The sequence below is a fragment of the Rhodanobacter sp. B05 genome, from assembly GCF_002001085.1.
In the GTDB taxonomy this organism is placed as follows: Bacteria; Pseudomonadota; Gammaproteobacteria; order Xanthomonadales; family Rhodanobacteraceae; genus Rhodanobacter.
In genome coordinates this window covers 63,587-85,256 of record NZ_MUNU01000017.1, presented here as the reverse complement: position 1 = coordinate 85,256, position 21,670 = coordinate 63,587, and the positions used below count along the sequence as shown (strand labels likewise).

Here is a 21,670-nt window from a genome sequence, read left to right as displayed (position 1 = left end):
GGCGCGCACAGCATCTGATCGGTGTGGCCGGACTCCCGGCAGCACCAGCGCCGACCGGATCGGTCGGCATCATCGTGCTGAACGCCGGCATGGTGTACCGAGTCGGACCATTCCGGCTGCACGTGGAGATCACCCGACGCCTCAATGCCTGCGGCTACCCGACGCTGCGCTTCGATCTGTCCACACTCGGCGATAGCGGAGCCAGCAACGAATCGCAGTCGCGGGCGCAGCAGATTCGCGCCGACGTCGCCGATGCCATGAGCTTGCTGGCAAGTCACGCCGGCTGCACCCGCTTCGTGCTGCTCGGCTTGTGCTCCGGCGCGCAGAATGCCCATATTGTGGCCGTCGACGAGCCCCGCGTGGCCGGCGCGATCTTCCTCGACGGTTATGCGTACCGGACGCTCGGCTTCCACCTGCGTCACTATCTGCCGCGGCTGCATAGCGCGGCGCTCTGGCACCGATTCATCAGCCGCAAGCTGCAAGCTGCCGCTAACCAGCGTGGCGACGACGTGTTTGCAGTCAGTTTTCCACCGCGGGATCAAGTGCGGCGCGAGCTGACCGACATGCTCGATCGCGGCCTCAGGCTGCACTTCATCTACAGCGGCGGGGTCACCCGCTATTTCAATCATCCGCGCCAGTTCCGCGAATGCTTCGGTCGCTTGGCCAGCCGACCTGAAATCAGCGCGTGCCAGTTTGAAGGCACCGACCACACCTACGCCCTGCAGGTCGATCGCCAACGCCTCCTGCAGGAGGTCGAAGGCTGGCTGCAACGCAATTTTCCGACCTCCGACGGGAGCACGGCATGAACACGATCCTGGTCACCGGCGGCGCCGGCTACATCGGCAGCCATGTCGTCCAGCAACTGAGCGAGCGCGGCGAGCGGGTGGTGGTGCTGGACAACCTGATCAGCGGTTTCGCCGACGCCGTGCGCGGCGCCGAACTGGTGGTCGGCAACGTCGGCGACCAAGCGTTGGTTTCGCGCGTGCTCGGCGAGCACAAGGTGGATGCGGTAATGCACTTCGCCGCGCATACGGTGGTACCGGAGTCGGTGCGCGACCCCTTGAAGTACTACGGCAACAACACTTGCAACACGCGCAACCTGCTCGCTTGCTGCGTCGACGCCGGCGTGCACCGCTTCATCTTTTCTTCCACCGCCGCGGTCTACGGCACGCCCGCCAGCGGCATCGCCGACGAGGACACGCCGCTGCAGCCGATCAACCCGTATGGCAGCTCCAAGCTGATGTCCGAGATGATGCTGCGCGATCTGGGTGCCGCCGGTGCCATGCAGTACGTGATCCTGCGCTACTTCAACGTCGCCGGCTGCGACCCGCAGGGGCGAATCGGCCAGTCCACGCCCAACGCCACCCTGCTGCTCAAGGTCGCCTGCGAGCATGCGGTCGGCAAGCGCCCTGGCCTGGCGATCTTCGGCACCGACTACGACACTCCGGACGGCACCGGTATCCGTGACTACATCCACGTCGAGGATCTGGCCTCCGCGCACCTGCGCGCGCTGGACCACCTGCGCGCCGACGGCGAATCGCTCACTCTCAACTGCGGCTACGGCCACGGTTACAGCGTGCGAGAGGTGATCGACGCCGTGCAGCGTATCAGCGGTCGCACCCTGAACGTTACCGAACAGCCACGCCGCGCCGGCGATCCGCCGATGCTGATCGCGCGCGCCGATCGCCTGCGCCAGCGCCTGGGCTGGAGCCCGCGCCACGACGACCTGGAATTCATCGTGCGCACCGCGCTGGCGTGGGAGCGCCAGCTGGCAACACGGGAGCACGCCAGATGACGAACACGGCTCTCATGGCTCACGGCATCGGGCGCCGGATACGCAACGCGCTGGCGCTGACCGCGCTGGTCATCGCGGCGCCAGCGACGGCCACGCACGGCGGTGACGCGACTGGTGCCCCCCCAACGGCCACTGTCGGCTCTTCCTCCTCGGCGCCACGCTCGTCGGACCAGCGATCAACGTCCCACGCGACTGCGTCGCCACCGATCGCCCGATTGGCGCGCGCGGACGCAAGCGCCGCCGACAGCCACCCCGATTGGCAGGTCATCGAATTGCATCGCAACGGCGCCGTCGGCGAGCGTGTCGCAGTGACTGTCGGAATCCCCTTCCCACCCGGCGCGCTGCACGATGCCCGGCAGGTTCGCATCGAGGATGCCGAGGGCAGGCCCATACCGGCCCATATCGACTCAACCCTGCTGTGGCATTTCAACGATGGCGGCATCCGCGCGGTACGCGCGCAGTTCCACGTCGCCCTCGAGGGCAAGCAAGGCTTGTTGCGCTTCAGCATCACCCCCAGCAACCATCTCGTTCCAGCGCCGTCCGCGCAAGGCTGGCCCTACGCTGACGGTTTGGTAGCTGGTACCGATGGCGTGCGCGTGCCTGGCGTACTGGCGACGCTCACGCCGCAATGGATGTCGGCATCCATGATTGCCGGCCCACAACAGCCTGCCGCACCGCCGGGGCCATACGATCGTTACTTCGAAACCCAGTTCGCCTGGGCCAGGAAGCTGCCGGTGACCGACGGTTCGGCATGGTTGTTCGATCGACCCACCACGCTGTTCCAGCAGTATGTACGCACGGGTCGCGCCGACTACCTCGCAGCGGCTGTCGAGAGCTACCGCTTCTACATGACTCACATCCGGCGCTTCGGCGCGCCGGGGTGGCCGCTGTGCGGCGGCGGCTTCCAGCTGGGCGAAGTCAATGTATGCGATCCCAAGTACGTCTATATCGAACCGACCATTTTTGCGCTCGGCCTGATGGGCGATGACAGCTACAGCGATCCTGAGCTGATCCAGCGCATGGTTGGCTCCTGGGATACCGGCGGCTGGACCATTCCGGTCGGCCCTTACACCGGGGCCACCCAGCGCTTCTTCACCGAGCGGCAGACCGGCCTGGGGCTGCTGCAGATCGTCAGCGCCTGGGAGATCACCGGCAAGCCGGAGTATCTGCAACGGATTGACGATCGCTTGGGCTGGCTGTATCAGCACCAGCAGCACAATCCCGACGGCCTTGGCAACGACGGTTCCTGGCGCAACAGCTGGGACATGCACGAAGGCAACACGTACGACGCCGCCACGGATGTCCTTGGCAGCTCGCCCTGGATGACCCAGAACATCATCGACGGGCTGTGGCATGCCTGGCTGACCACCGGCGATTCGCGCATACCCGTAATGATCACGGCCTTCGGCCGCTACCTTGAGCGTTACGGCTGGATCGACGATGCGAAGACGATGCATACGGTCGGCAAGGACTGGCGCGATCCCTGCAGCGGCCCCGACGGGCAGATCAGCTGGTACTGGTCGTCGGCGCACGCGAGCACGGCCCAGCTGGTCGCCATAGAAAGCTCGGATGGCTGGTACAGCGATTCGCACAACGTGGAGTTGACGTTGCCGGTGGCGGCCGCCCGCTACTTCAGCACCGACGCGCCTTTCCAGCACGCGCTGGATCGGCGCATGAAGGCCCTGGCATCGTCCTACAACCCGGAGTGCGCGAAGAGCAGCAGCACGCTGCGACGCTTCAACTGGAACAATCGGGGTACCGGGGTCGTGCAGTGGCTGATGAGCCAGCCGGCAGGTAGCGGTGCCGCAGCTGGCGCCATGCGTGAGGCGAAACCCTGAGCGAAACGAGTTGCCAGTCGCCCTTGCATCGCCGTGGCCAACCTTGACCTCACGCCTCGCGTTGCCATGGCGCCGTCAATCCGGCTTGCTGAAGCGCCTGCGTTTGGCCAGCGCGTGCCACACGTACCGCAGCATGCAAAGACACGACCGCCAGAGGCCCAGCTTTTCCACCTCGCGGTAGATCACCCACTGCCAGCTTGCCGCACGAAACTTGTTGGCCGACAGCGACGACTCGCGCACCAGATACCAGGCCAGCGGCTCGGGACTATCCACGCGCACCGCCCTGCCAGCGCGACGAACCTGCTCCAGCCAGAACGCGTAGTCCTCGTGTCCGATCCGGCGAAACGGCACGTCGCCCAGATCGCGGGCGTACATGCCAGTCAGGTTGCCGATGAAGTTGCTGGCGAGCATGTCGCGATAGCTCAGCTGCGCGGGCGGCGAGACCCGGCTCAGCACGCGACCATCCTCCGCCACCCGCCAATAGTCCCCGTAGCTGATCAGCGCCCCGTTGGCGCGCAGGCTGGCCAGTTGCCGCCCCAGTTTGTCCGGATGCCACCAGTCGTCGGCATCGAGAAACGCGATGTAGTCACCCTGCGCGGCGGCCAGCCCCGCATTGCGCGCGGCGGCCACGCCGCCGTTTACCGCTTGCCGATGCACGCGGACCCGCCCATCCGCGCGTGCGAAAGCCTGCAGGATCGCCAGCGACTCGTCCCGTGATCCATCATCCACCGCGACGAGCTCGACGTTGTGGTGACTCTGCCCAAGCACCGAGTCGACGGCCCTGTGCAGCCAGGCGCTGGCGTTGTACACGGGCATGATGACGCTGACCAGATCCCCGCTCATGCCCGGCCTCCGGACCTGTCGTGCGATGGGCGCAGCGGCCACGCTGGATACGTCACCATCGCCGCTCCATCTCACCCAAACAGTTGTGGCAAGGTCACGAGGGAACGGAACCAGTCCGTATCCAGTTCCGTCTCGATTGCCACTCTCGGGACATCGTAGTCATCCCAGGCATCGAACCGGCGATAGCCACCGTAATAGCTGAAAGCGTAGGACACGCCCGCCTCGCGCAGGCACTCGCGGGTGGTCTGGTCGAACGCATTCGCGTTGCCCACCGGGTAACTGAAATACCGCATCGGCTCACCCAGCTCGCAGGCAAGCCGACGTCCGCACTCCAGGACCTCGTGGCGCTGATCCTGCGCCGACATGCGGGACAGCACCGGATGCGTCACGGTGTGCCCGCCGATGGTCATGCCCGCCGCCTTCATTTCCCGCAACATGTCCCATGTCATCCACAGGCGCTCGCCCGCCCCGGCCCCGCAGCGCCCCGTCCCGGTGACTGCCGCCAGCGCGTCGAGGTAACCCGCCGTGGCGTCCGCCGGCATCTCCTTGTACTTGCGCAGCAGCCTGCGTACCGCCCCTTCCCGATGTGGCTCATCAAACCGGATCGGCGCATCGAAGCACGATGGCAGTTCAAGCCCATCCTGGCGGCTGGTTCGTACCATCCACGCGATCTCGTCCCACCATGGCAGCCTCGGCGCGTCGATGAAACCGGTGGCGACGAAGAACGTGGCGGTGACTCCCTCGCGCTTGAGGATGGGCAACGCCGTGGCATGGTTGTCGCGATAGCCGTCGTCAAACGTGATCATGGCGTAGCGGCCGCGCTTCGCCGCGAGCACGCGTGGCAGATCGGCCGGATCGATGATTTCCAACTGCGCCTTGCAGAAGCGGATCTGTTCGGAAAACGCATCTGCGCTGGCGCTCCACAAGCCGCGGTCGAAGTTCGAATCGAGCGCATCACCGATGCGGTGGTAGTTGAGCGTCAGCACGCCGGACCAACGCGCGGTTCGATGCAACAGGCGGCGCAGGCCGCTGCGGCAAAGCAAGCGGGACGCGACGGCCTTTTTCATGGGGAATGCCATGGCGATACAGCACGCGAAACCAGCTGGGCAACTTTCCTGCCGGCCCGCGCCAGCAGACGCCTCGCCTCACCGAGCGCCGCGCGTGCCGTCGGTCTCCCGCATGCCAGGCAAATCAGGGCACGTTGTTCCGTCGTCAGCGACTTCTTGAAGGTGCTGGTTCCACGCAGAAAGTCGTACTGATCCATCCCTCGTTCGGCCAGTTGCGCCATCAACAGCAGGTTCGTCGCCATGCCGGGGCTGTGGATGATCGCGCGCTCGTCGGACGCCACCCCCAACTGATAGAGGTCGAACTTCGGGCCTGTCACAAATCCATAGAGAACCACGAAAGTGCTGGCACGATGCGACAGGCGGGCCAGAATCACGCGTCCGCTTGCGACCCACTCGCGCACGAGGCCACGATGAAACTCGGTGAACCGTGGTGCGGCGAAACAACCCGGCCGCCCCTCGGCGGTCCAGCGCTCCTGATGAAGGCGAATCAGATCATCGAAGTACTGCTCGGCATCCGCCGCGCTCGCCAGTTCGAACAGTGCACCGGAACGTTCGACCTTGCGAACCTCCTGGCGGGCACGCATGCGACTCTTTGACGACAATCGCGCCAGGTAGGCCTCAAAGCCGTCTCCGATGAAGGCAATCGGGCAGGCGCCGCGCGAAAGAACCTGCAAACCGGCGTCGTGGGGAAACGCCCCGCGCGCGCGCAGCAAGGGCGTGTCGTCCGGAAGATCCAGCAGCTCCAGCGTATCCCACTGCATGGCGGCCACCGCCGCCCACGCCGCCTGGGCGCATGCGTCCCCCTCGTCGGGCAGGTGCAGCAGGTTCAGGTAATCCGGGCAGGTCTCCTCGTACTCCGCCTCCCCGGTCGAGATGAATCGAAGGCAACGGACACCGAACGATGTACCGCGCCCGACATCGAGGTACAAGGGAAGAACCCCCACCAGACGGGACCCGCGCCACAAGCTGATGATGCGCAAGCCGCCCCTTCCGTAGACGGGCCCGTAGACCTCCCACCACTTGCGCAACCAGACAAAATCAAGCGGCGTCGAGGCGGTTGGGCTCGTCTGGTACAGGCGATCCCAGTCGGCGCGGATGGCATCCCACTCGCGCACATCGTCGATGATGCGTTTCGTGAGCGGGGCTTCGTCCGGACGGCTCCCCTCGACCGTCTCGGAAGCGTCGTGAGCCCCATGGCCAAGCCTCATGGTGATGGCACCGGCCGACGCAGATGTCGACGGTGTTTCCGCAGCCAGCCGCGCAGCGCCGCAGGCAGGTAGCAGCACAGAAACAGCTGCCAGGCGCGCCGCTGAAACCACCGATGACGAATGCTTGAAAGGAGATGAAACCGGGCAGCGGCTACGTCGTTTGCCTCGAATTGCAGTTCACCGATCCATTCGTGGGCATCGGCCAGGGCACCATGGATCATCCGTCGAGGCAGGTGGATTTCGGCGCGCGCCGACTCGATCAACGGCGCGATCGTCCTGAGGAAATTGGTGGCGGTATGGATGCGGTACTCGGAGCGGGTCAACCGGTCGGGCATGCCGCGCTGGTACTGGATGGCCGGCAAGTCGACAAAGCCCACCGGCCCGAACCGGCAGGTTCTGAGGTGAAAATCATAGTCTTCACCGGAATAGCGTAGCGTTTCGTCGAACGCCTTGACCTTCGCCAGCCGCTCGCGACGGATCAACACCGTGGAGGTGTGTACCAGATTGCCCATGATCATCTGCGAGAAGATCATGCCCATCCGCAGCGACGCATCGCCAACGATGCCCGCCATCGACGGTGCGAACGAATGCAGCGGCACGGAGTCCGGGAACAGCTCGACCTCGGGGAACAGGGCATAGGCGCTGTACATGGTGCGGATATAGGCGCGATTGAACACATGACCCGACGGGTCGATCGCCTCCATGTCGGTCCAGACCATGCCGAGTTCAGGGTACTGTTGCATGCAACGCAGTTGCAGCTCGATCTTCCACGGCTGCCAGATATCATCCGAATCGAGCAGCGCCACGAAATCGCCTCGAGCCATCCGGATGCCGTGGTTGCGCGCCGCGGCCACGCCGCGGTTCTCCTGCTGGATATACCTGACCCGTGGCTCGGCGGCGTAGCGGGCCTGGATGAGTTCACGGGTCCCGTCCGTGGATCCGTCATCGATCACCAGGGCCTCGAGATCGGCATGCGTCTGCGCGAGCACGCTATCCAGCGTCCGTGCCAGACAGTAGGCCCGATTGAAGGTGGGTATGACGACGCTCACCAGTGCCATGAATTGTTGACGACTCCTGAGTCAAGCGGCCAGCACGTGCCCCTGGTTGCCTCGCTGGTCCAGCCGGCGCCACCCCCCGATTCCCGCTCCGTCGGGATCAGGCGCGCCTGACGAGCTGTCGGCGGTGGCGCGAGTATCGAACCGGGCACTGCCCGGGTGCAGTAACGGACAATCACGAAACGCACCGGAGTCGCCCGCCCGCCTGCTCGCATCAGCCGCCTCAATGAGGTTGTGGGCCATTCCATGGTCGGGTCATGCACCATGAAGCAGCCGCCGCCATTGTAAGCGCTTTCAAGGTAGGCATACATGACATCCGCGGACCCTCCGGGCAAGGCGTCCATGTCCCACGTTTGGATGCCGCTGGCATACGCCTGACCAACATCCATTCCAGCCGCCGCTCGACATTGGTGCTGGAATGCACCCGCATCTACTCATGCCGGGCCGGTGGGTTGCTTGGGGCCGCCATCGACTTCTACTTCCCCGCGCAGCACGGCCTTGAGCAGGTCAGCGGCCGCGATGGATCGGCTTTCGCACTGACCAGGCCTCACGCCAGCCCGGCTACCGCGTCGTGGACAGGCATCGCCCGGCAGACCATGGCACCAGCCGTCAGGCGGGGCCGGCAACCGGCTTGCGCGCGATGAAGTCGATCGAGGTAATGCACAGGCGTTCCGGAGGTACCCGGGCGAACTGTGGAGCAACTTTCAGCGCGGCCAGCTCGCGCAGACGCTTGGCCGGAGGTGAAGTCACGCGGGTCACGATCTGGAAACCGGCCGCTTCGGCATACTCGATGAAGGCATCGGCGCGCAGCCGGTTCTGGTACAGGAAGGCGTTGTCCCAGCGCTTCCACTGCGCATCCGAATACTGCAAATAGTTGAGCTGCGTGATCTGGCGGTCGACATAGGCATAGTGATCGCCGCAATTGACCGAGTGGAACATGATCCCGCCCGGCCGGAGCATGCGCATGGCTTCGCGGAAAATGCCGTCGATCGCTGCCGGCGCCACATGCTCCAGCACACTGTTGGAAAACACGCAGTCGATTTGATCTGGCGGCAAATCCGTGCCGGCCGCGTCTGCCGGCGCCTGGTAAACCACCACGCCCTCAGTGGCAACACCGAGGTCAGCCGAGCGAGCCAGGCTGCCGACCAGTTGTTGCTGGCGCCGGCAGACCTCGGCCTCGGACACGCCGGCCATGTCGGCGATCAAGGCCGTATGCCGGCCGAGGCCGAGGGCGCAGGCGCGGACCAACTCCGACCTCTGATGCCGGCTGAGGTCGACGGTGACGACGCGCTGCGCGCCCGCCAGGAAACAGCTCAGCGGAAAAGTCGGATACCAACCGCTGCCGATTTCGAACAGCCGCGCGCCCACCATCGGCACACCGACCTCCCGCAACTGGTTGGCCATCAGCCGCCAGTCGTCGACCTTGATGTCGAACTCGCGATCGAAATTGCGCAGCCCGCCGAATTTCCGCTGGAGCTGGTAATGGATCGAATCCCCCCCCGGTACGGAGCCGAGTACTTTTTGCAGCAGCCCTTTCGCACGCCAGTCCATGTGTTTCAACCCTCTGCAGGATGAAGACGGTGTCCGGCCACTACGTGGCGGGGTGGATGGCGGCCGACCAGAGCAAGCACGGATCGACCACCGGGGTTGCAGGCACAAAGAGCATACCTTCGACTTGTCGCCGGATCAGCCGTCCTGCCGCCGCGCTCCTTCACGCTTGCTGTGCGGCGGCGGCAACAGGAAATCGCGAAACGCATCGGGATCGCCGTCACGCCCCGCCTCGGCCGCCTTGATGATGTTGTACATCTCGCGAGCCGTCACATAGTGCAACACGTGGCGCACGCCATCGTTGTAGCCGCGTTCCAGGTGCTCGTGCATGCGCCGCGCCGCGTCACCGAGCAAGGTATCCATGTCGCGCTCCTGGGTGCCGTGGGTATGCACCTTGACGAACACCCACTCCGGCCGCCCCTCGACGTGGATGCCGGTGCGCACCCACGCATCCACCCGCTCCGGCGTCGGCGGGCAGCCCCGGCGCACGTCGGCATTCTCGATCCGCGGCATCACGCCGAACTTGCGTTCGCGCCAGTTCAGCCCGAGCGGCCCCTGCACGATCATCAGGTCGCCGCTGGCCATGCCGCCCACGCGCACGGGCACGCCGCTGTCGTGGGACTTGGGCCGCAGCGGATCATCGGTGGCGTAGTAGATCGCGTTGCTCATCCGCGTCTGCGTGTCGCTGGGTGCCGACGGCAGGGTGAAGTCGGCGTAGCAGCCCAGCTCGCGCAGCAGGATCAACTCGTTGTTGATGCCGCACCAGCGACCGTCCGCGCGCGAATTGTCCAGGCTCCAGTTGCCGTGGATGAAGCCGAAACGCAGCTGCCCCGTGACCGGGTCGCGCGGCAGGGCGCCGTGGCGCTCGTGCAGCAAGGCGTTGAAGCGGCTGATCGTGGCCTTGAAGTTGTCTTCGGTATCATCGTCGTGATGCAGGTGGATCTCGATCTCGCCATAGCCCTCGGCGCACAGCGCGGCGATCTTGTCGAGGTGCTCCTCCAGGTATTCCTCTTCGGGATAGAAGAACGTGTGCTGCGGCGGCCGACCATCGGCGTCCCGGTGCGCCGAAGCCAGTACCCGATAGTCGCGGCACCAGCGATCGACGCGGGCGCGCTGGGTGGCCAGGTCGACCTTGCCCCAGGCCGGCTCGAAGTGATCGACGAAACAGAACATCACGTGGATCGGCCCGTCGACCGCCGGCGGCCGCCGGCGGCGCAGATAGCCGCCGAGCCAGTACTGCATGTTGCGGGCGCGGATCGCCACGGTGATGGCGGCGACGCCAAGCAGGGCGAGCAGCAGCAGGACAATCCCGATCTGGCCGGTCATTCGCAGGCTCCGTCAAAAGATGGCTGTACGTTGATGGCGACCGCTCCCGGCATCCGCCTCACGTCGGCAAGGCATCGAAACGAAGGCCGGCCGCTCGCCACTCGGGCAGCAGGATCTCCAGCATGCGGGTGCAGCAATCGCTGTCGTCGTGCATCAGCACGATGTCGCCGGCGCGTGGCGGTTCCACGCGCATGCGCTGCACCAGTTCCTCCGGCGGTCGATGCTGATAGTCGAGGCTGTCGTACGACCAGTACATCAGCCGGCGCCGCTGGCGCGCGAGATGCAGCGTGAGCGCCACCGAGAACGCCCCGCTCGGCGGTCGCACGCCGTGATGCCGGATGCCGTCGAAGCCCTCCAGCAACCGATCGGTGCGATCGATCTCCGTCATCTTGCCGGCCAGCGACAAGCTATTGAAGTTCGGATGGCTGTAGGAGTGATTGCCCAGGCGATGCCCTTCGGCAAGCATGCGCTGCACCAGTTGCGGGTGGCCCTCGACCTTGGCACCGATCAGGAAGAACGTGGCGCGCACCTGGTGTTGCCGCAACAGATCCAGCAGGGCCGGCGTGTAATGCGGGTCGGGGCCATCGTCGAAGGTCAGGTACAGGCTCCGGGCACCGCGGGGCATGGCGGCGAGCACCACGGCGTCGGGCAACCAGTGCAGCAATCGCGTGCGCTTCAACCAGCCAATCATCTCGACCCACCGTCGGTTCCGGGCAAGCCGCGCCGGAATCGGCAGAGACCCTTACTTGCAGGCATAATTCGTCCTTGTCGTCGGTGGCTTGGTAGCTGTTCTGCCGCCACCCGATGGTGAATGCAAAGAATATCTTCATTCGGTTCCCCGACGTGGGATTCTCGCACGTCGGCAACCGCTCGGGCCGGCCAAGCCTGGTGGCAACAGGTCGGTCATGAACCTTTGGTTTGCGCTCCGGCGCCACGATTCGGCGGGGGATTCGTGCTGAAAGGATACGGCGTGGTTTATTTCGGCAACGACTGGTATGCGGAAAACCGCACCAGCAGCCATCACGTGGCCGAACGCCTGGCGCATGCCGCACCCCTGCTGTATGTCGACTCGCCCGGCCTGCGCGCGCCACAGGCCAGCGGCCGTGACCTGCGCCGCGCCTTGCGCAAATTGCGCGCGGCGCTGCGCGCGCCGGTGCCGGTCAGGCCCAACCTCTGGCATTGCACCGTGCCGCAATTGCCATTTCGCCGGGTGCCGGGCGTCGAGTGGCTCAACAAGGCCTTCGGTCGCTGGGCGGTGCGCCGCGGCATGCGCGTGCTGCAGGGGGCGAAGCCGATCTCCTGGTTCGCGGTGCCGCATCCCGGGTTCCTGGCGCAGCAACTGGGCGAGCGATTGTGCGTCTACTACTGCATCGACGACTACGCCGCCCATCCCGGCGTCGACACCGAGCTGATCGCCTCCCGCGACCTCGAACTGACCCGGCGCGCCGATCTGGTGTTCGTGGCGCCGCCGGCCCTGCTTGCCGCCAAGCAGGCGATCCACCCCGGCGCGAAGTTCTCGCCGCACGGCGTGGACGTGGCGCTGTTCGGCCAGGCGCACGATCCGGCGACGCCGGTTCCCGCCGCGGCGCAAAACCTGCCACATCCGGTGGTGGGCTACTTCGGCTCGATCCACGAATGGATCGACCTGGAGTTGATCGAATGGCTGGCGCGGGAGCGCCCGCAGTGGACGTTCCTGCTGGTGGGCCACGCCGCGGTCGACGTGTCCCGCCTGCGCGCGCTGGACAACGTCCGGCTGGTCGGCGCGCAACCCTACGTGGATCTGCCGGGCTGGGCCAAGGCGTTCGACGTCGCGATCATCCCCTACCGCCACAACCGCCAGGTCGAGAACGCCAATCCGCTGAAGCTGCGCGAGTATCTGGCGACCGGCAAGCCGGTGGTCAGCGTGAGCCAGCCCGAGATCAACAAGTTCTCGCGCTGGATCACGATCGCGGAGAACCGCGAGGCGTTCCTGCTCGGCCTGGAGCACGCCTTGAACAGCGATTCGGCCGCCGCGGCGAGCGAACGCATGGCCACCGTGGCCGACCAGACCTGGGACAACCGGGTCGACGAGGTACTGCGCGAAGTATCATCAGCGCTGGAACGACAGCAGGCATGAATCAGTGGAAACCACAGGGGACAGGATGAACGCGGGAATCGAAGGGAAGCTGCGCATTGCCATCGTGGGCGCCGGCTACGTGGCGCGCTATCACATCGCCGCCTTGCGCCGACTCGATTTCGTCGAGCTCGTCGGCATCTGCGACCTCGACACCAAGGCCGCGCAGGCATTGGCGAAAACCTTCGACATCGGCTTCGTCACCGCCGACCTCGCCGAACTCGGCACCCGGCAACCGCATGCCGTGTATGTGCTGACGCCGCCCTCCAGCCACGCCGCCCTGACGCTGCAGGCGCTCGACATGGGTTGCCACGTCTTCGTCGAGAAGCCGATGGCCGACTCGGTCGCCGAGTGCGACGCCATGATCGCCAAGGCCCGCGAAAAAGGTCTGCAATTGTCGGTCGACCACTCCGATCATTTCGACCCGGTGATCATGCAGGCGCTGGCATGGACGAAGGCCGGCAGGATCGGCGACGTGCTGGCCTTCGACGTGCTGCGCAGCTCCGATTACCCGCCGTACGCGGGCGGCCCCCTGCCCGGCATGGTCAGGCAGGGCTCGTATCCGTTTCGCGACCTCGGCGTGCACGGGCTGTACGTGCTCGAATCGTTCCTGGGGCCGATCGATCGGCTCGATGTCCACTATCGCGCCAGCAGCCGCATCACCAATCTGAAATTCGACGAATGGGACGCCCGGGCGCAATGCGCCGACGGCATCGGACGGCTGCTGCTGTCGTGGAATGTCCGCCCGATGCAGAACCGGATCATCGTGCAGGGCACCCGCGGCGTCATCGAGGCCGATCGTTTCCTGCAGATCTGCCGGATCAAGCGCGTCCTGCCCGGTCCGAAGTTCATCGGCATCGTGCTGAACGCGTTCACCAACGCCTTGCGTGATGTTGTTCGCGTGCCGTGGAACGTGCTGCGCTTCGCGACCGGCCGGCTGCGGCCCTCGCCCGGCATCCAGCATGGTGCGCAAGCCTTTGCGCGCGCCTTGCACGAAGGTTCGGCGCCGCCGATCAGCGCCGAGGACGGCCGCCGGCCGGTGGCCCTGATGGAAGCGGTGTGCGCGCAGGCGGATCGGGAACGCCGCGACGAGCTGGCCGCGCGCATCACGCCGCTGGCACCCGTCGATGCACTGGTGACGGGCGCGGCGGGTTTCCTCGGTCGCGCCGTGGTCGCCGCCCTGCGCGCGCGCGGGCAGTCGGTGCGCATCCTGGTTCGCCGCGCCGATCCGGTCGCTGCGCAGACCCCCGGCATGCAGGTCGTCGTGGGCGACCTCGGCGATCCGAACATCGTCGACCATGCGGTCGACGGCGCCCGCATTGTCTACCACGTCGGCGCAGCGATGCGTGGCGGCCCGGGCGACTTCGAGGCGGGCACGGTCTGGGGCACGCGCAATGTCGTCGAGGCCTGCCTCAAGCATGCCGTCGCGCGGCTGGTCTACGTCAGCTCGCTCAGCGTGCTTGACCACGCCGGCCGTGATCCGGCGGTGGCGATCACCGAGAACTCATCGTTCGAGCCCTGGCCCGAGCGACGCGGCGCCTACACCCAGACCAAGTTGACTGCCGAGGGCATAGTGACCGACGCGATCCGCGACCGCGCGCTGCCGGCAGTAATCCTGCGTCCCGGCCAGATCGTGGGGCCGGGGGCCGAGCGCGTCACCCCCAACGGCACGCTGGCGCTGGCCGGGCGCTGGATCGCGGTCGGTTCGGCACAGCAGACGCTGCCGCTCGTCTACGTCGACGACGTCGTCGACGGCCTGCTGCTGGCCGCCGAAGCGCCGGCAGCGACGGGCCGGATCTTCAACCTGGTCGATCCACAAGTGGTCACCCAGGGCGACTACCTGGCGAAGGTGAAGGGCAAACTGGGCGCCGAGCTGAAGCTGCTGCGCGTGCCGACCGGCGTGTTCATGCTGCTCGCCAGCGGCGTGGAGCTGTTGGGCAAGCTGCTCCATCGCGGCGTGCCGCTGACCCGCTACCGGGTACGTTCGCTGCGCCCGCTGGCCAACTTCGACATCAGCGCCGCGCGCGGCGCGCTGGGCTGGGAGCCGCGCACCGGCTTGCGACGGGGTCTCGAGCAGATGTTCGGGCAACCATCGGCCGATACCGCGACGACGCAAACGGACGGAGTCGATTCCTGAGCCCAGCGGCTAAACGCGCTCGGCGACCACCGTCTGCAGGATCCGCTCCAGCCGATCGATATTGTCGTCCCAGCGAAAACCGCGCGCGTGTTCGACGATGCGCTCGCCCTGCCAGGTGCGGGCGGTGGCGTCCAGCAAGGCGTCTGCAAGCGCGGTGGGTTCGCGTGCGGGCACCAGGATGCCGGCAAACTCCGGCAGCACTTCGGGGATCCCGCCGACCCGGCTCGCCACCACCGGCGTGCCGCAGGACATCGCTTCCAGCACCACGTTCGGTACGCCCTCGTTGTGGCTGGGCAGGCACAGCAGGTCGGCGGCGCGAAACCAGTCGCCCAGTTGGCCATGCGACACGGCACCGATCAGGCTGACCCGCTCGGCACAGCCCAGCGCGGCGGCGCGGGCCAGCAACTCGGCCCGGCACGCGCCTGCACCGGCATACACCAGGGTCGCCTGCGGCCGCTGTGCCAACATGGCGGGGAAAGCCTCGAGCAGATCGACACAGCCCTTGGTCCGCTTGAGATTGCCCACGTAGAGCAGCATCGGCCGATCGTCCGCGATACCCAGGCGCTGCCGCGCCGCATCGCGCGAACCGGGCGAGAACAACTGCTCGTCGACGCCGTTGTAAATGGTGTGCACCCGCGCCGGCTCCGCGCCGATCGCCACCGCCTTGTCGGCCAGCGCGCGACTCACCGCCACCACCGCGCCGGCGTGACGCAGGGCCGAGCGGATCTGCGGACGACGCAAGGCGGCTTCGGCCGTCACGTTCAGATCGCTGCCATGCACCTTGACCACATAGGGAATGCCCAGCCACCGCGCCAGCCAGCCGGAGGCCACCGCATCCGGATAGGCCCAGCTGGCCAGGATCGCGTCGTATTTTTCCGCGCGCAGGCGGCGACCGTGTTGCAGCATCAGCGAGGCAAACCAGCAGCCGGCGTGCAGCGCGCGTCCGATCCCGGGCGGAAACACGAAGACGAAGTGATCCCGGCGCAGGCCGGCCACCTCGACCTGGCCGCGCACGCCAGCCAGCCGTTCGCGAAAATCCACCGCGGTCAGCACGTGCACCTCGTGGCGTTGGCCGAGGCGCTCAAATTGCTGTCGGTTGAACGTGCCGCGCAGCGGATCCCACGGGGTCGGAAACAGGTTGGTGGTCACCAGAAGTTTCAAGCGCGTCGCCTCACTTCGCCGCGTCGCGGTAAAGCGCGGCATAGCGGGCCGCCATGCTTTCCAGCGAGCCTTCGGCCTCCACCCACGCGCGCGCCTGTGCGCCGAGCGCCCAAGCGGACGAGGGCGCTTCCAGCAAGGCGATCATCGCGCCGGCCAGGGCCGCCGGATCACCGGCCGGGACGAGCCGCCCGCTGATCCCGTCGCGCACGATCTCGCCGTTGCCACCCACCGCGGTGGCGACGATCGGCAGCGCGCTGGCGCAGGCTTCCAGCAAGGCCATCGAATAACCTTCGCTCAACGAGGACAAGGCGAACAGGTCGAGCCCCGGCAGCAAGTCGCGCACGTCGCTGCGGTCTCCCAGCAACAGAACCCTCTCACCTACTCCCTCGGCAGCGGCGCATTGCTCCAGCTCGGCGCGCAGCTCGCCGTCGCCGATCAGCACCAGCACGGCGTCGGCGACCTGGCGCTGCACCGCGCCGAAAGCCCGGATCAGGCTGGCCTGATCCTTGGTCCAGTTGAGCCGGCCGACGTTGCCGATGAGGCGTGTCTGCGGCGTCAGCCCCAGCGCTTGCCGCACGCGCAAGCGATGCTCGGCCGAAGCCGGCTGGAACTGCTCCACCCGAATGCCGTTGGGCACCACCCGGGCCTTCTCCGGCGGCACGATGCCGCGGCGCACCGCATCGTCGCGCGCGGCCACGCACACGGTGGCCACGGCATCGGTGCGCGCCAGCGCCCATCGATACAGCCACTCGCGACGACCGGAACCTCGATTCGCGCCCATGCCGTGACGGGTGTTGAGCACCCGCCGGATGGCCAGGCCACGACTGGCCCAGACCGCGTGATAGTGCGCCACCGCGTTGTGGGTGTGCAGCACCTCTGCGGCGTGCGCGGACAGCGCCCGCCGCAGCCGCGTCAGGGCGCGCAGATCCACGCCGCGACGCTTGCCGCAGGCCAGCACCGGAACGCCCTGTTCGGCCAGCTCGTGCGCCAGCGCGCCCGCTTCGAACAGGCAAACCACCCGGCACGCGTGCCCCTGCCGCTGCTGCATCGTCACCAGATCGATCACCATGCGCTCGAGACCGCCGCGATTGAGATTCTCGACGACGTGGACGATGTTCATGCCGCAGGCGTGGCCGGCAGTTCGGAAATGCAGACGCGCCACTTGCCGCTGGGCGTCAGCGGGATCTCGTCGACGAAATGGCAGCGCAGTTCAAGGCTGTCGCCGACCACCTTGGCCAGTTCGCGGCGGATGTACGACAGCGACGATTCGTCGAAACCGGCACCGCGCACCAGCGACAAGTCGAGTCGATCCAGCTGGCGCTGCACAACTTGGAAACGCAGCAGCCCCGGCACGTCCTTGAGCATGTGCGGAAAGAACTCGCCGGGCAGCACATGGCCGGCCGGCGTGCGGATGGCATCGAGCAGGCGGCCGTCGACACGCTGCAGCAAGGGCAGCCCGCGCCCGCAACTGCAGGCATGGCTGCTCGCCGTGGCGACGTCGCCGTTGAGGTAGCGCACGAACGGCATGCCGTAGTTGAACAAGTCGGTGATCACCACCTCGCCGGGCTGCTCGCCGGACGCATGCGCCGGCCGCTGCAGCTCGACCACCAGGTGATCCGCATTCACGTGCAGGCCTTCGCGCCGTTCGCATTCGGAGGCGATCAGCATGAACTCGCGGCATCCGTAGGTGTTGTAGGCGGGGCAGCCGAAGGCCTGTTCGATGATCTCGCGCTGGAACTCGTGCAGGGCTTCGGCCGCGCCGATGATCGACTGCGGCGCATGGATCCTGCGCCCCTGCGCGATCAGCCATTGCGCCAGCCGCACCAGCGGACCGACATAGCCCACGATGACCTGCGGCCGGTAGCGATCGATCGCATCGGCGAAGCCGGCCATGTTGGCCTCGGTCATGTTGAAGCTGTTCAGCACGTGGCGGGCGAAGGCCGCGTTGTACACGCGGTCCTTGAACTGCTGCAGCCGGCTCGGCTCGCCGACCGCCCCGCCCCACAGGAACAGCGTGCGCCGGCCCATGCGCGAGCCGGCCCAGTCGTAGCCGCGCCACATCACCGCAGTGCGTCGCTCATAGCTCTCGCGCGTATAGCCGAAGCGCATCGGGTCGCCGGTCGAGCCGCCGGTGGCCTTGTACAGCAGGCGCTCGCGCCAGGAATCCGCCTTCAGCTCGTCGAAGTGCTGGCGAATATCCGCCTTGGTCAGCAGCGGCAGCCGCGCGTAGTCGTCCAGGTTGCGAATGTCCGCCGCGGTGATGCCCAACTCGCGCCAGCGTCGTCGATAGTACGGAACCTCGCGCTCGCAGTGCTCCAGCAAACGCTGCAGACGCTGCCATTGCAGCGTGGCGATCTGCTCGGGCGCCAGCCACTGATCCCGCTGGTAGTCGGCCAGGTGGGACAAGGTGTGCCGACGCAGCAGGCCGCTTTCCCATGCCGGGTAGAGCACGCGACTGAATGCCTTCTCGTACCAGGATGCTTTCATGGCTCCCCCCACGCGCGCGCGCCGGCCCAGTCGAGCAGGCGGCCAAACAGGCGCGGACGGCCGGCTGCATACCGCTCGTGCAGGCCTTGCAATTGTACGATGTCGGCGCGGCTCCAGCATTGCAGCACCAGGGTCAGCAGCAGGTAGGTTCCACTCAACACGGCAGCGCCAAGTAGCAGGGTCGGTATCGGCGCCAGCTGCAGCGTACGTACCAGCGCGGCGAGACCGGCTGCCAGCGCCGCGGCCAGCACGATGCGCAACAGGCGCAGCCACTCCAGTTGCACTCCGCTGATACGCACGGCGATGGTCAGGTATGAGGTCGCGATGACGAGCAACTCGATCACGATGGCGGCCACCGAACCGTACAGCCCGAAGCGCGTGATCAGCACGAAATCGAGCAGCATCTTGAGCGCGCCCAACGCAATCGTGAGGATCAGCACAACGTGCTGCCTGTCCGCGCTGACCAGCAGGCTGGTGGCGCCCTGGATCAGCGTGCCCATGGCGCAGGCGAACAGGCACCAGGCGAATACCGGTGCCGCGGTGGCGTATGACGCGCCGTACAGCAGGGCGATGACCGGGCCGGAAAAGGTGCCGCCAAAGGCCACCACAGGCGCCGCCAGCAAGGCGAGATAACTGGTGACGGCGACGAAGCGCCGTCCGCCAGCCTCGCGCCCCTGACTCTGCGCCTTGGCCATCATCGGCAACAGGACGGCGCCGAACACGCCGGGCACCAGCAACATGATTCCCGTCGCCAGCTGGTAGGCCACCTTGAAGTAGCCCGCGGAGGCGGCGCTGTCGAACATGTTGAGGAACAGGATCTCCACGTCGCTGGCGATCAGAAAGCCGACGATGATCGTCACCGACACGATGCGCAGATGTCGGCGAACCCGCTGCTGCAACTGGTCGGGTACGGCATGGTGGTTCGCATGCGGCGCCAGCAGCCGGCGTGCCTGGTGACGCGACGTCAGCAGGAACACGGCACTCGAAATCAGGTACACCACCAGAAACCAGAATATCGACGCTCCCAGCAGCATCGCCGTGATCACCATCAGCAGATTCAGCGGCGCCGACAGCATGCTCACCTTCGCGGTGGCATCGAACGCCTCGAAGCCCTTGGCGATCGCGATGTTGAACATGTAGGGCGCGCGCATCGCCACCGCCGCGGCCAGCATCGCGAACTCGGTGACTCCCATTTCGGCAGCAAAGCGTTCGCCGAACAGCAGGTACAGCACCAGGGCCAACCCCATCACGATCAGCAGATGCCACACCTGCATCCGCCGCAGATAGGCCAGTACCGGCACGATCAGGTGTTCCTGCTGCGATCCCCGCAACTCGGCGACGAACTTGATCACTCCCGTGGTGACCCCCGAGTTCGTGGCCACCACGCCCACCGCGGCGAACCAGATGAACAGGCCGTAGATGCCATAGTGATCCGGGCCCAGTTGCCGGGCGATGAGGATCGCCGCCAGCATGCCAAGCGAGTACTCGACATAGATCCCGACCGAGGAAAACAACGTGTTGCGCAAGGCGCTGCTGCGAGTGCTCATGTGCCGATCAGCATCAGGGTGGTGATGACGTACAACGCCATGATGCTGCCCACGGACACCATCATCCAGCGTAGCCAGTGGTCGGACAGCCGGAGCATCGGCAACTCCGGCCAGCGCTGTCGCATCCCCAGATAGTGACCGACCACCACCGCGATCAGCAGGTACATCACCACGGTGTAGCTGCGGCTGAGAAAGAATGCGGCGGCAAACAGGCCGTACTGCGACAGCAGCAAGGTGAACGCCATGCTGCGTTCGCCCTGCAACAGGCGTTCCTGGTCGGGGGCAGCGACCGCATCGGGCTGGTATCGCATGACGTTCACCATCATCCAGAAACCATAAACGACGAACGCCAGCCACAGGGTGTAGCCGACGAACCCGGTTTCGGCCAGCACCAGTACCCAGGAGTTGTGCGCGGTCAGCTGATTGTAATCGGTGAAGTTGCCGGGCCCGACGCCAAGCAAGGGATTCGAAAAGAACATGTGGATACCTTCATACCAGGCATCCACCCGCCCGAAGGCGGAGGATTCGTCGGGATCCAGCTCCTGCATGCGCGAGGACAGCAAGCGCATGACCAGCAGCCCCGCCACGCCGAGGACACCGGCGGTGAACATGCCGCGACGCCGCCAGATGAAGATGCCGCCCACCACCAGCACCGCGAGCATGGCACCGCGCGAATTGGTCAGGTAGATCCCGTACAGCAGCAGAGCCGCGGCAGTCAGCCACAAAACGCGACGCAGGAAACCGCCAAGACCGCTGAGGAAAATGGCCATGGGCAGCGTCGCCACGAACAGCAAACCGAGATCGTTGGGGTCGTTGAAGATCCCCACGTAGCGAACGCGCCCATCCTCGCCGATGGTCATGCCCGTCCAGCCTACCCCGGTGTTCGCCTGCTGGATGCTGTGCGCGGCGAGCACGGCCGCACAGAGCACGAACACGGTCATGGCGATGGTCACATGGCGCTGGGTGGTGCAGGCCGCCGCCAAGACGAAGAACGCAATGACGATCGGGCCGAAACGCACGAGGAATTCAATCGCGCCGCCGGCCCAGTGGTTGGCGACCATCGAGACCATGCCGACCAGCAGGAACACCGGAAGCAGCAAGAACTGCGGAGCGTCGAGGCGCTTCTTGCCGCTGATCGCCCATGCCAGAAACGCCAGGCCGAGTACTCCCGGCAACAGCGGAATGCCGGTCAGCGCGGGCAAGTAGTCCTGCGGTCGAACGATGGTGAGCGCGAGATAGAGGAGACTTAGTATGAACATTCGGCTTGATCAGGATCGAGCGCATGACTCGGAATGAAGTGACCCAGCCAGTCGATCGAGATCGGCTTTGCATCCAGCCAGCCCGGCTCCATGTTGCGTTTGATCACGGGCCCGCGCAATGCATCGCGCACCAACCTTCGAACGTGCGGCACGTCGTCGTGACGCCGATCAACCGATGTTCTGCCCGGGAGTCGTGATGCACGGCGATGCCGCCGCGACATGTCGCGATAGTACCAGCCGCCGATGTGCGGTATCAGGTCATTCCTGCTGCCTGTCACGCGGCACA

At 66.2% G+C, this 21,670-nt stretch carries 18 protein-coding genes; 5 read left to right on the top strand and 13 right to left on the bottom strand.

Translation table 11 applies throughout. The features are described 5' to 3' along the window. Positions 1-74 precede the first annotated feature (74 nt). The 3 genes from B0E47_RS11715 to B0E47_RS11705 are packed head-to-tail and all read left to right on the top strand — an operon-like array spanning position 75 to position 3,633. Entirely contained in the window at positions 75-806 is a 732-nt protein-coding gene (locus B0E47_RS11715) for an alpha/beta hydrolase (RefSeq protein ID WP_254422911.1), read from the top strand. After that, positions 803-1,795, top strand: coding sequence for a UDP-glucose 4-epimerase GalE (gene galE / locus B0E47_RS11710; protein WP_077514449.1), 993 nt, complete (start codon positions 803-805; stop codon positions 1,793-1,795). The genes B0E47_RS11715 and galE overlap by 4 nt, the downstream gene beginning before the upstream one ends. Then, positions 1,792-3,633, top strand: coding sequence for a hypothetical protein (locus B0E47_RS11705; RefSeq protein ID WP_174566981.1), 1,842 nt, complete (start codon positions 1,792-1,794; stop codon positions 3,631-3,633). Before galE ends, B0E47_RS11705 begins: the two co-directional genes overlap by 4 nt. A 75-nt stretch (positions 3,634-3,708) precedes the next feature. On the opposite strand, the gene B0E47_RS11700 is transcribed toward B0E47_RS11705, so the two are convergent. From B0E47_RS11700 to B0E47_RS11665, 7 genes are all read right to left on the bottom strand, one after another. Then, positions 3,709-4,476 carry a glycosyltransferase family 2 protein gene (locus tag B0E47_RS11700; RefSeq protein WP_077514448.1) on the bottom strand — a complete coding sequence of 256 codons (768 nt, stop codon included), beginning with the start codon at positions 4,474-4,476 and terminating at the stop codon, positions 3,709-3,711. A gap of 71 nt (positions 4,477-4,547) precedes the next feature. After that, a complete protein-coding gene (locus tag B0E47_RS11695) occupies positions 4,548-5,543 on the bottom strand; it encodes a polysaccharide deacetylase family protein (protein WP_217318930.1) in 996 nt (331 codons plus the stop codon). Further along, positions 5,540-6,751: a GNAT family N-acetyltransferase gene (locus tag B0E47_RS11690; RefSeq protein ID WP_077514447.1), complete on the bottom strand. Its 1,212-nt coding sequence runs from the start codon at positions 6,749-6,751 to the stop codon at positions 5,540-5,542. The genes B0E47_RS11695 and B0E47_RS11690 overlap by 4 nt, the downstream gene beginning before the upstream one ends. Further along, positions 6,748-7,809 carry a glycosyltransferase family 2 protein gene (locus tag B0E47_RS11685; protein ID WP_077514446.1) on the bottom strand — a complete coding sequence of 354 codons (1,062 nt, stop codon included), beginning with the start codon at positions 7,807-7,809 and terminating at the stop codon, positions 6,748-6,750. Before B0E47_RS11685 ends, B0E47_RS11690 begins: the two co-directional genes overlap by 4 nt. Positions 7,810-8,415: 606 nt before the next feature. Then, positions 8,416-9,357 (bottom strand): class I SAM-dependent methyltransferase, encoded by a 942-nt coding sequence (locus B0E47_RS11675; protein ID WP_077514444.1) that lies wholly within the window; start codon positions 9,355-9,357, stop codon positions 8,416-8,418. A gap of 135 nt (positions 9,358-9,492) precedes the next feature. Continuing rightward, positions 9,493-10,680 carry a hypothetical protein gene (locus B0E47_RS11670; protein WP_077514443.1) on the bottom strand — a complete coding sequence of 396 codons (1,188 nt, stop codon included), beginning with the start codon at positions 10,678-10,680 and terminating at the stop codon, positions 9,493-9,495. A gap of 58 nt (positions 10,681-10,738) precedes the next feature. Further along, complete coding sequence (locus tag B0E47_RS11665; RefSeq protein WP_077514442.1) at positions 10,739-11,371, bottom strand: polysaccharide deacetylase family protein; 633 nt, start codon at positions 11,369-11,371, stop codon at positions 10,739-10,741. Positions 11,372-11,632: 261 nt separating this feature from the next. Between B0E47_RS11665 and B0E47_RS11660 the strand changes: the two genes are divergently transcribed. Together B0E47_RS11660 and B0E47_RS11655 are read left to right on the top strand one after the other, a co-directional pair. Further along, positions 11,633-12,796, top strand: coding sequence for a glycosyltransferase (locus B0E47_RS11660; RefSeq protein ID WP_168171062.1), 1,164 nt, complete (start codon positions 11,633-11,635; stop codon positions 12,794-12,796). 25 nt (positions 12,797-12,821) lie between these two features. Further along, positions 12,822-14,930, top strand: a complete 2,109-nt coding sequence (locus tag B0E47_RS11655; RefSeq protein ID WP_077514440.1) for an NAD-dependent epimerase/dehydratase family protein — start codon at positions 12,822-12,824, stop codon at positions 14,928-14,930. A gap of 9 nt (positions 14,931-14,939) precedes the next feature. On the opposite strand, the gene B0E47_RS11650 is transcribed toward B0E47_RS11655, so the two are convergent. The 6 genes from B0E47_RS11650 to B0E47_RS16895 are packed head-to-tail and all read right to left on the bottom strand — an operon-like array spanning position 14,940 to position 21,662. Continuing rightward, positions 14,940-16,091, bottom strand: a complete 1,152-nt coding sequence (locus B0E47_RS11650; protein WP_077514763.1) for a glycosyltransferase — start codon at positions 16,089-16,091, stop codon at positions 14,940-14,942. 10 nt (positions 16,092-16,101) lie between these two features. Continuing rightward, the gene (locus tag B0E47_RS11645) at positions 16,102-17,211 is read right to left on the bottom strand and encodes a glycosyltransferase (RefSeq protein WP_077514439.1); all 1,110 of its coding nucleotides are present in this window, start codon (positions 17,209-17,211) and stop codon (positions 16,102-16,104) included. After that, on the bottom strand, positions 17,208-18,578 hold the full coding sequence (locus tag B0E47_RS11640) for a phenylacetate--CoA ligase family protein (protein ID WP_077514438.1): 1,371 nt from the start codon (positions 18,576-18,578) through the stop codon (positions 17,208-17,210). Before B0E47_RS11640 ends, B0E47_RS11645 begins: the two co-directional genes overlap by 4 nt. Then, positions 18,575-20,125, bottom strand: coding sequence for an oligosaccharide flippase family protein (locus tag B0E47_RS11635; RefSeq protein ID WP_077514437.1), 1,551 nt, complete (start codon positions 20,123-20,125; stop codon positions 18,575-18,577). The genes B0E47_RS11640 and B0E47_RS11635 overlap by 4 nt, the downstream gene beginning before the upstream one ends. Continuing rightward, positions 20,122-21,384 carry an O-antigen ligase family protein gene (locus B0E47_RS11630; protein WP_077514436.1) on the bottom strand — a complete coding sequence of 421 codons (1,263 nt, stop codon included), beginning with the start codon at positions 21,382-21,384 and terminating at the stop codon, positions 20,122-20,124. Before B0E47_RS11630 ends, B0E47_RS11635 begins: the two co-directional genes overlap by 4 nt. Beyond that, positions 21,372-21,662 carry a hypothetical protein gene (locus B0E47_RS16895; protein ID WP_139351445.1) on the bottom strand — a complete coding sequence of 97 codons (291 nt, stop codon included), beginning with the start codon at positions 21,660-21,662 and terminating at the stop codon, positions 21,372-21,374. Before B0E47_RS16895 ends, B0E47_RS11630 begins: the two co-directional genes overlap by 13 nt. Positions 21,663-21,670 lie beyond the last annotated feature (8 nt).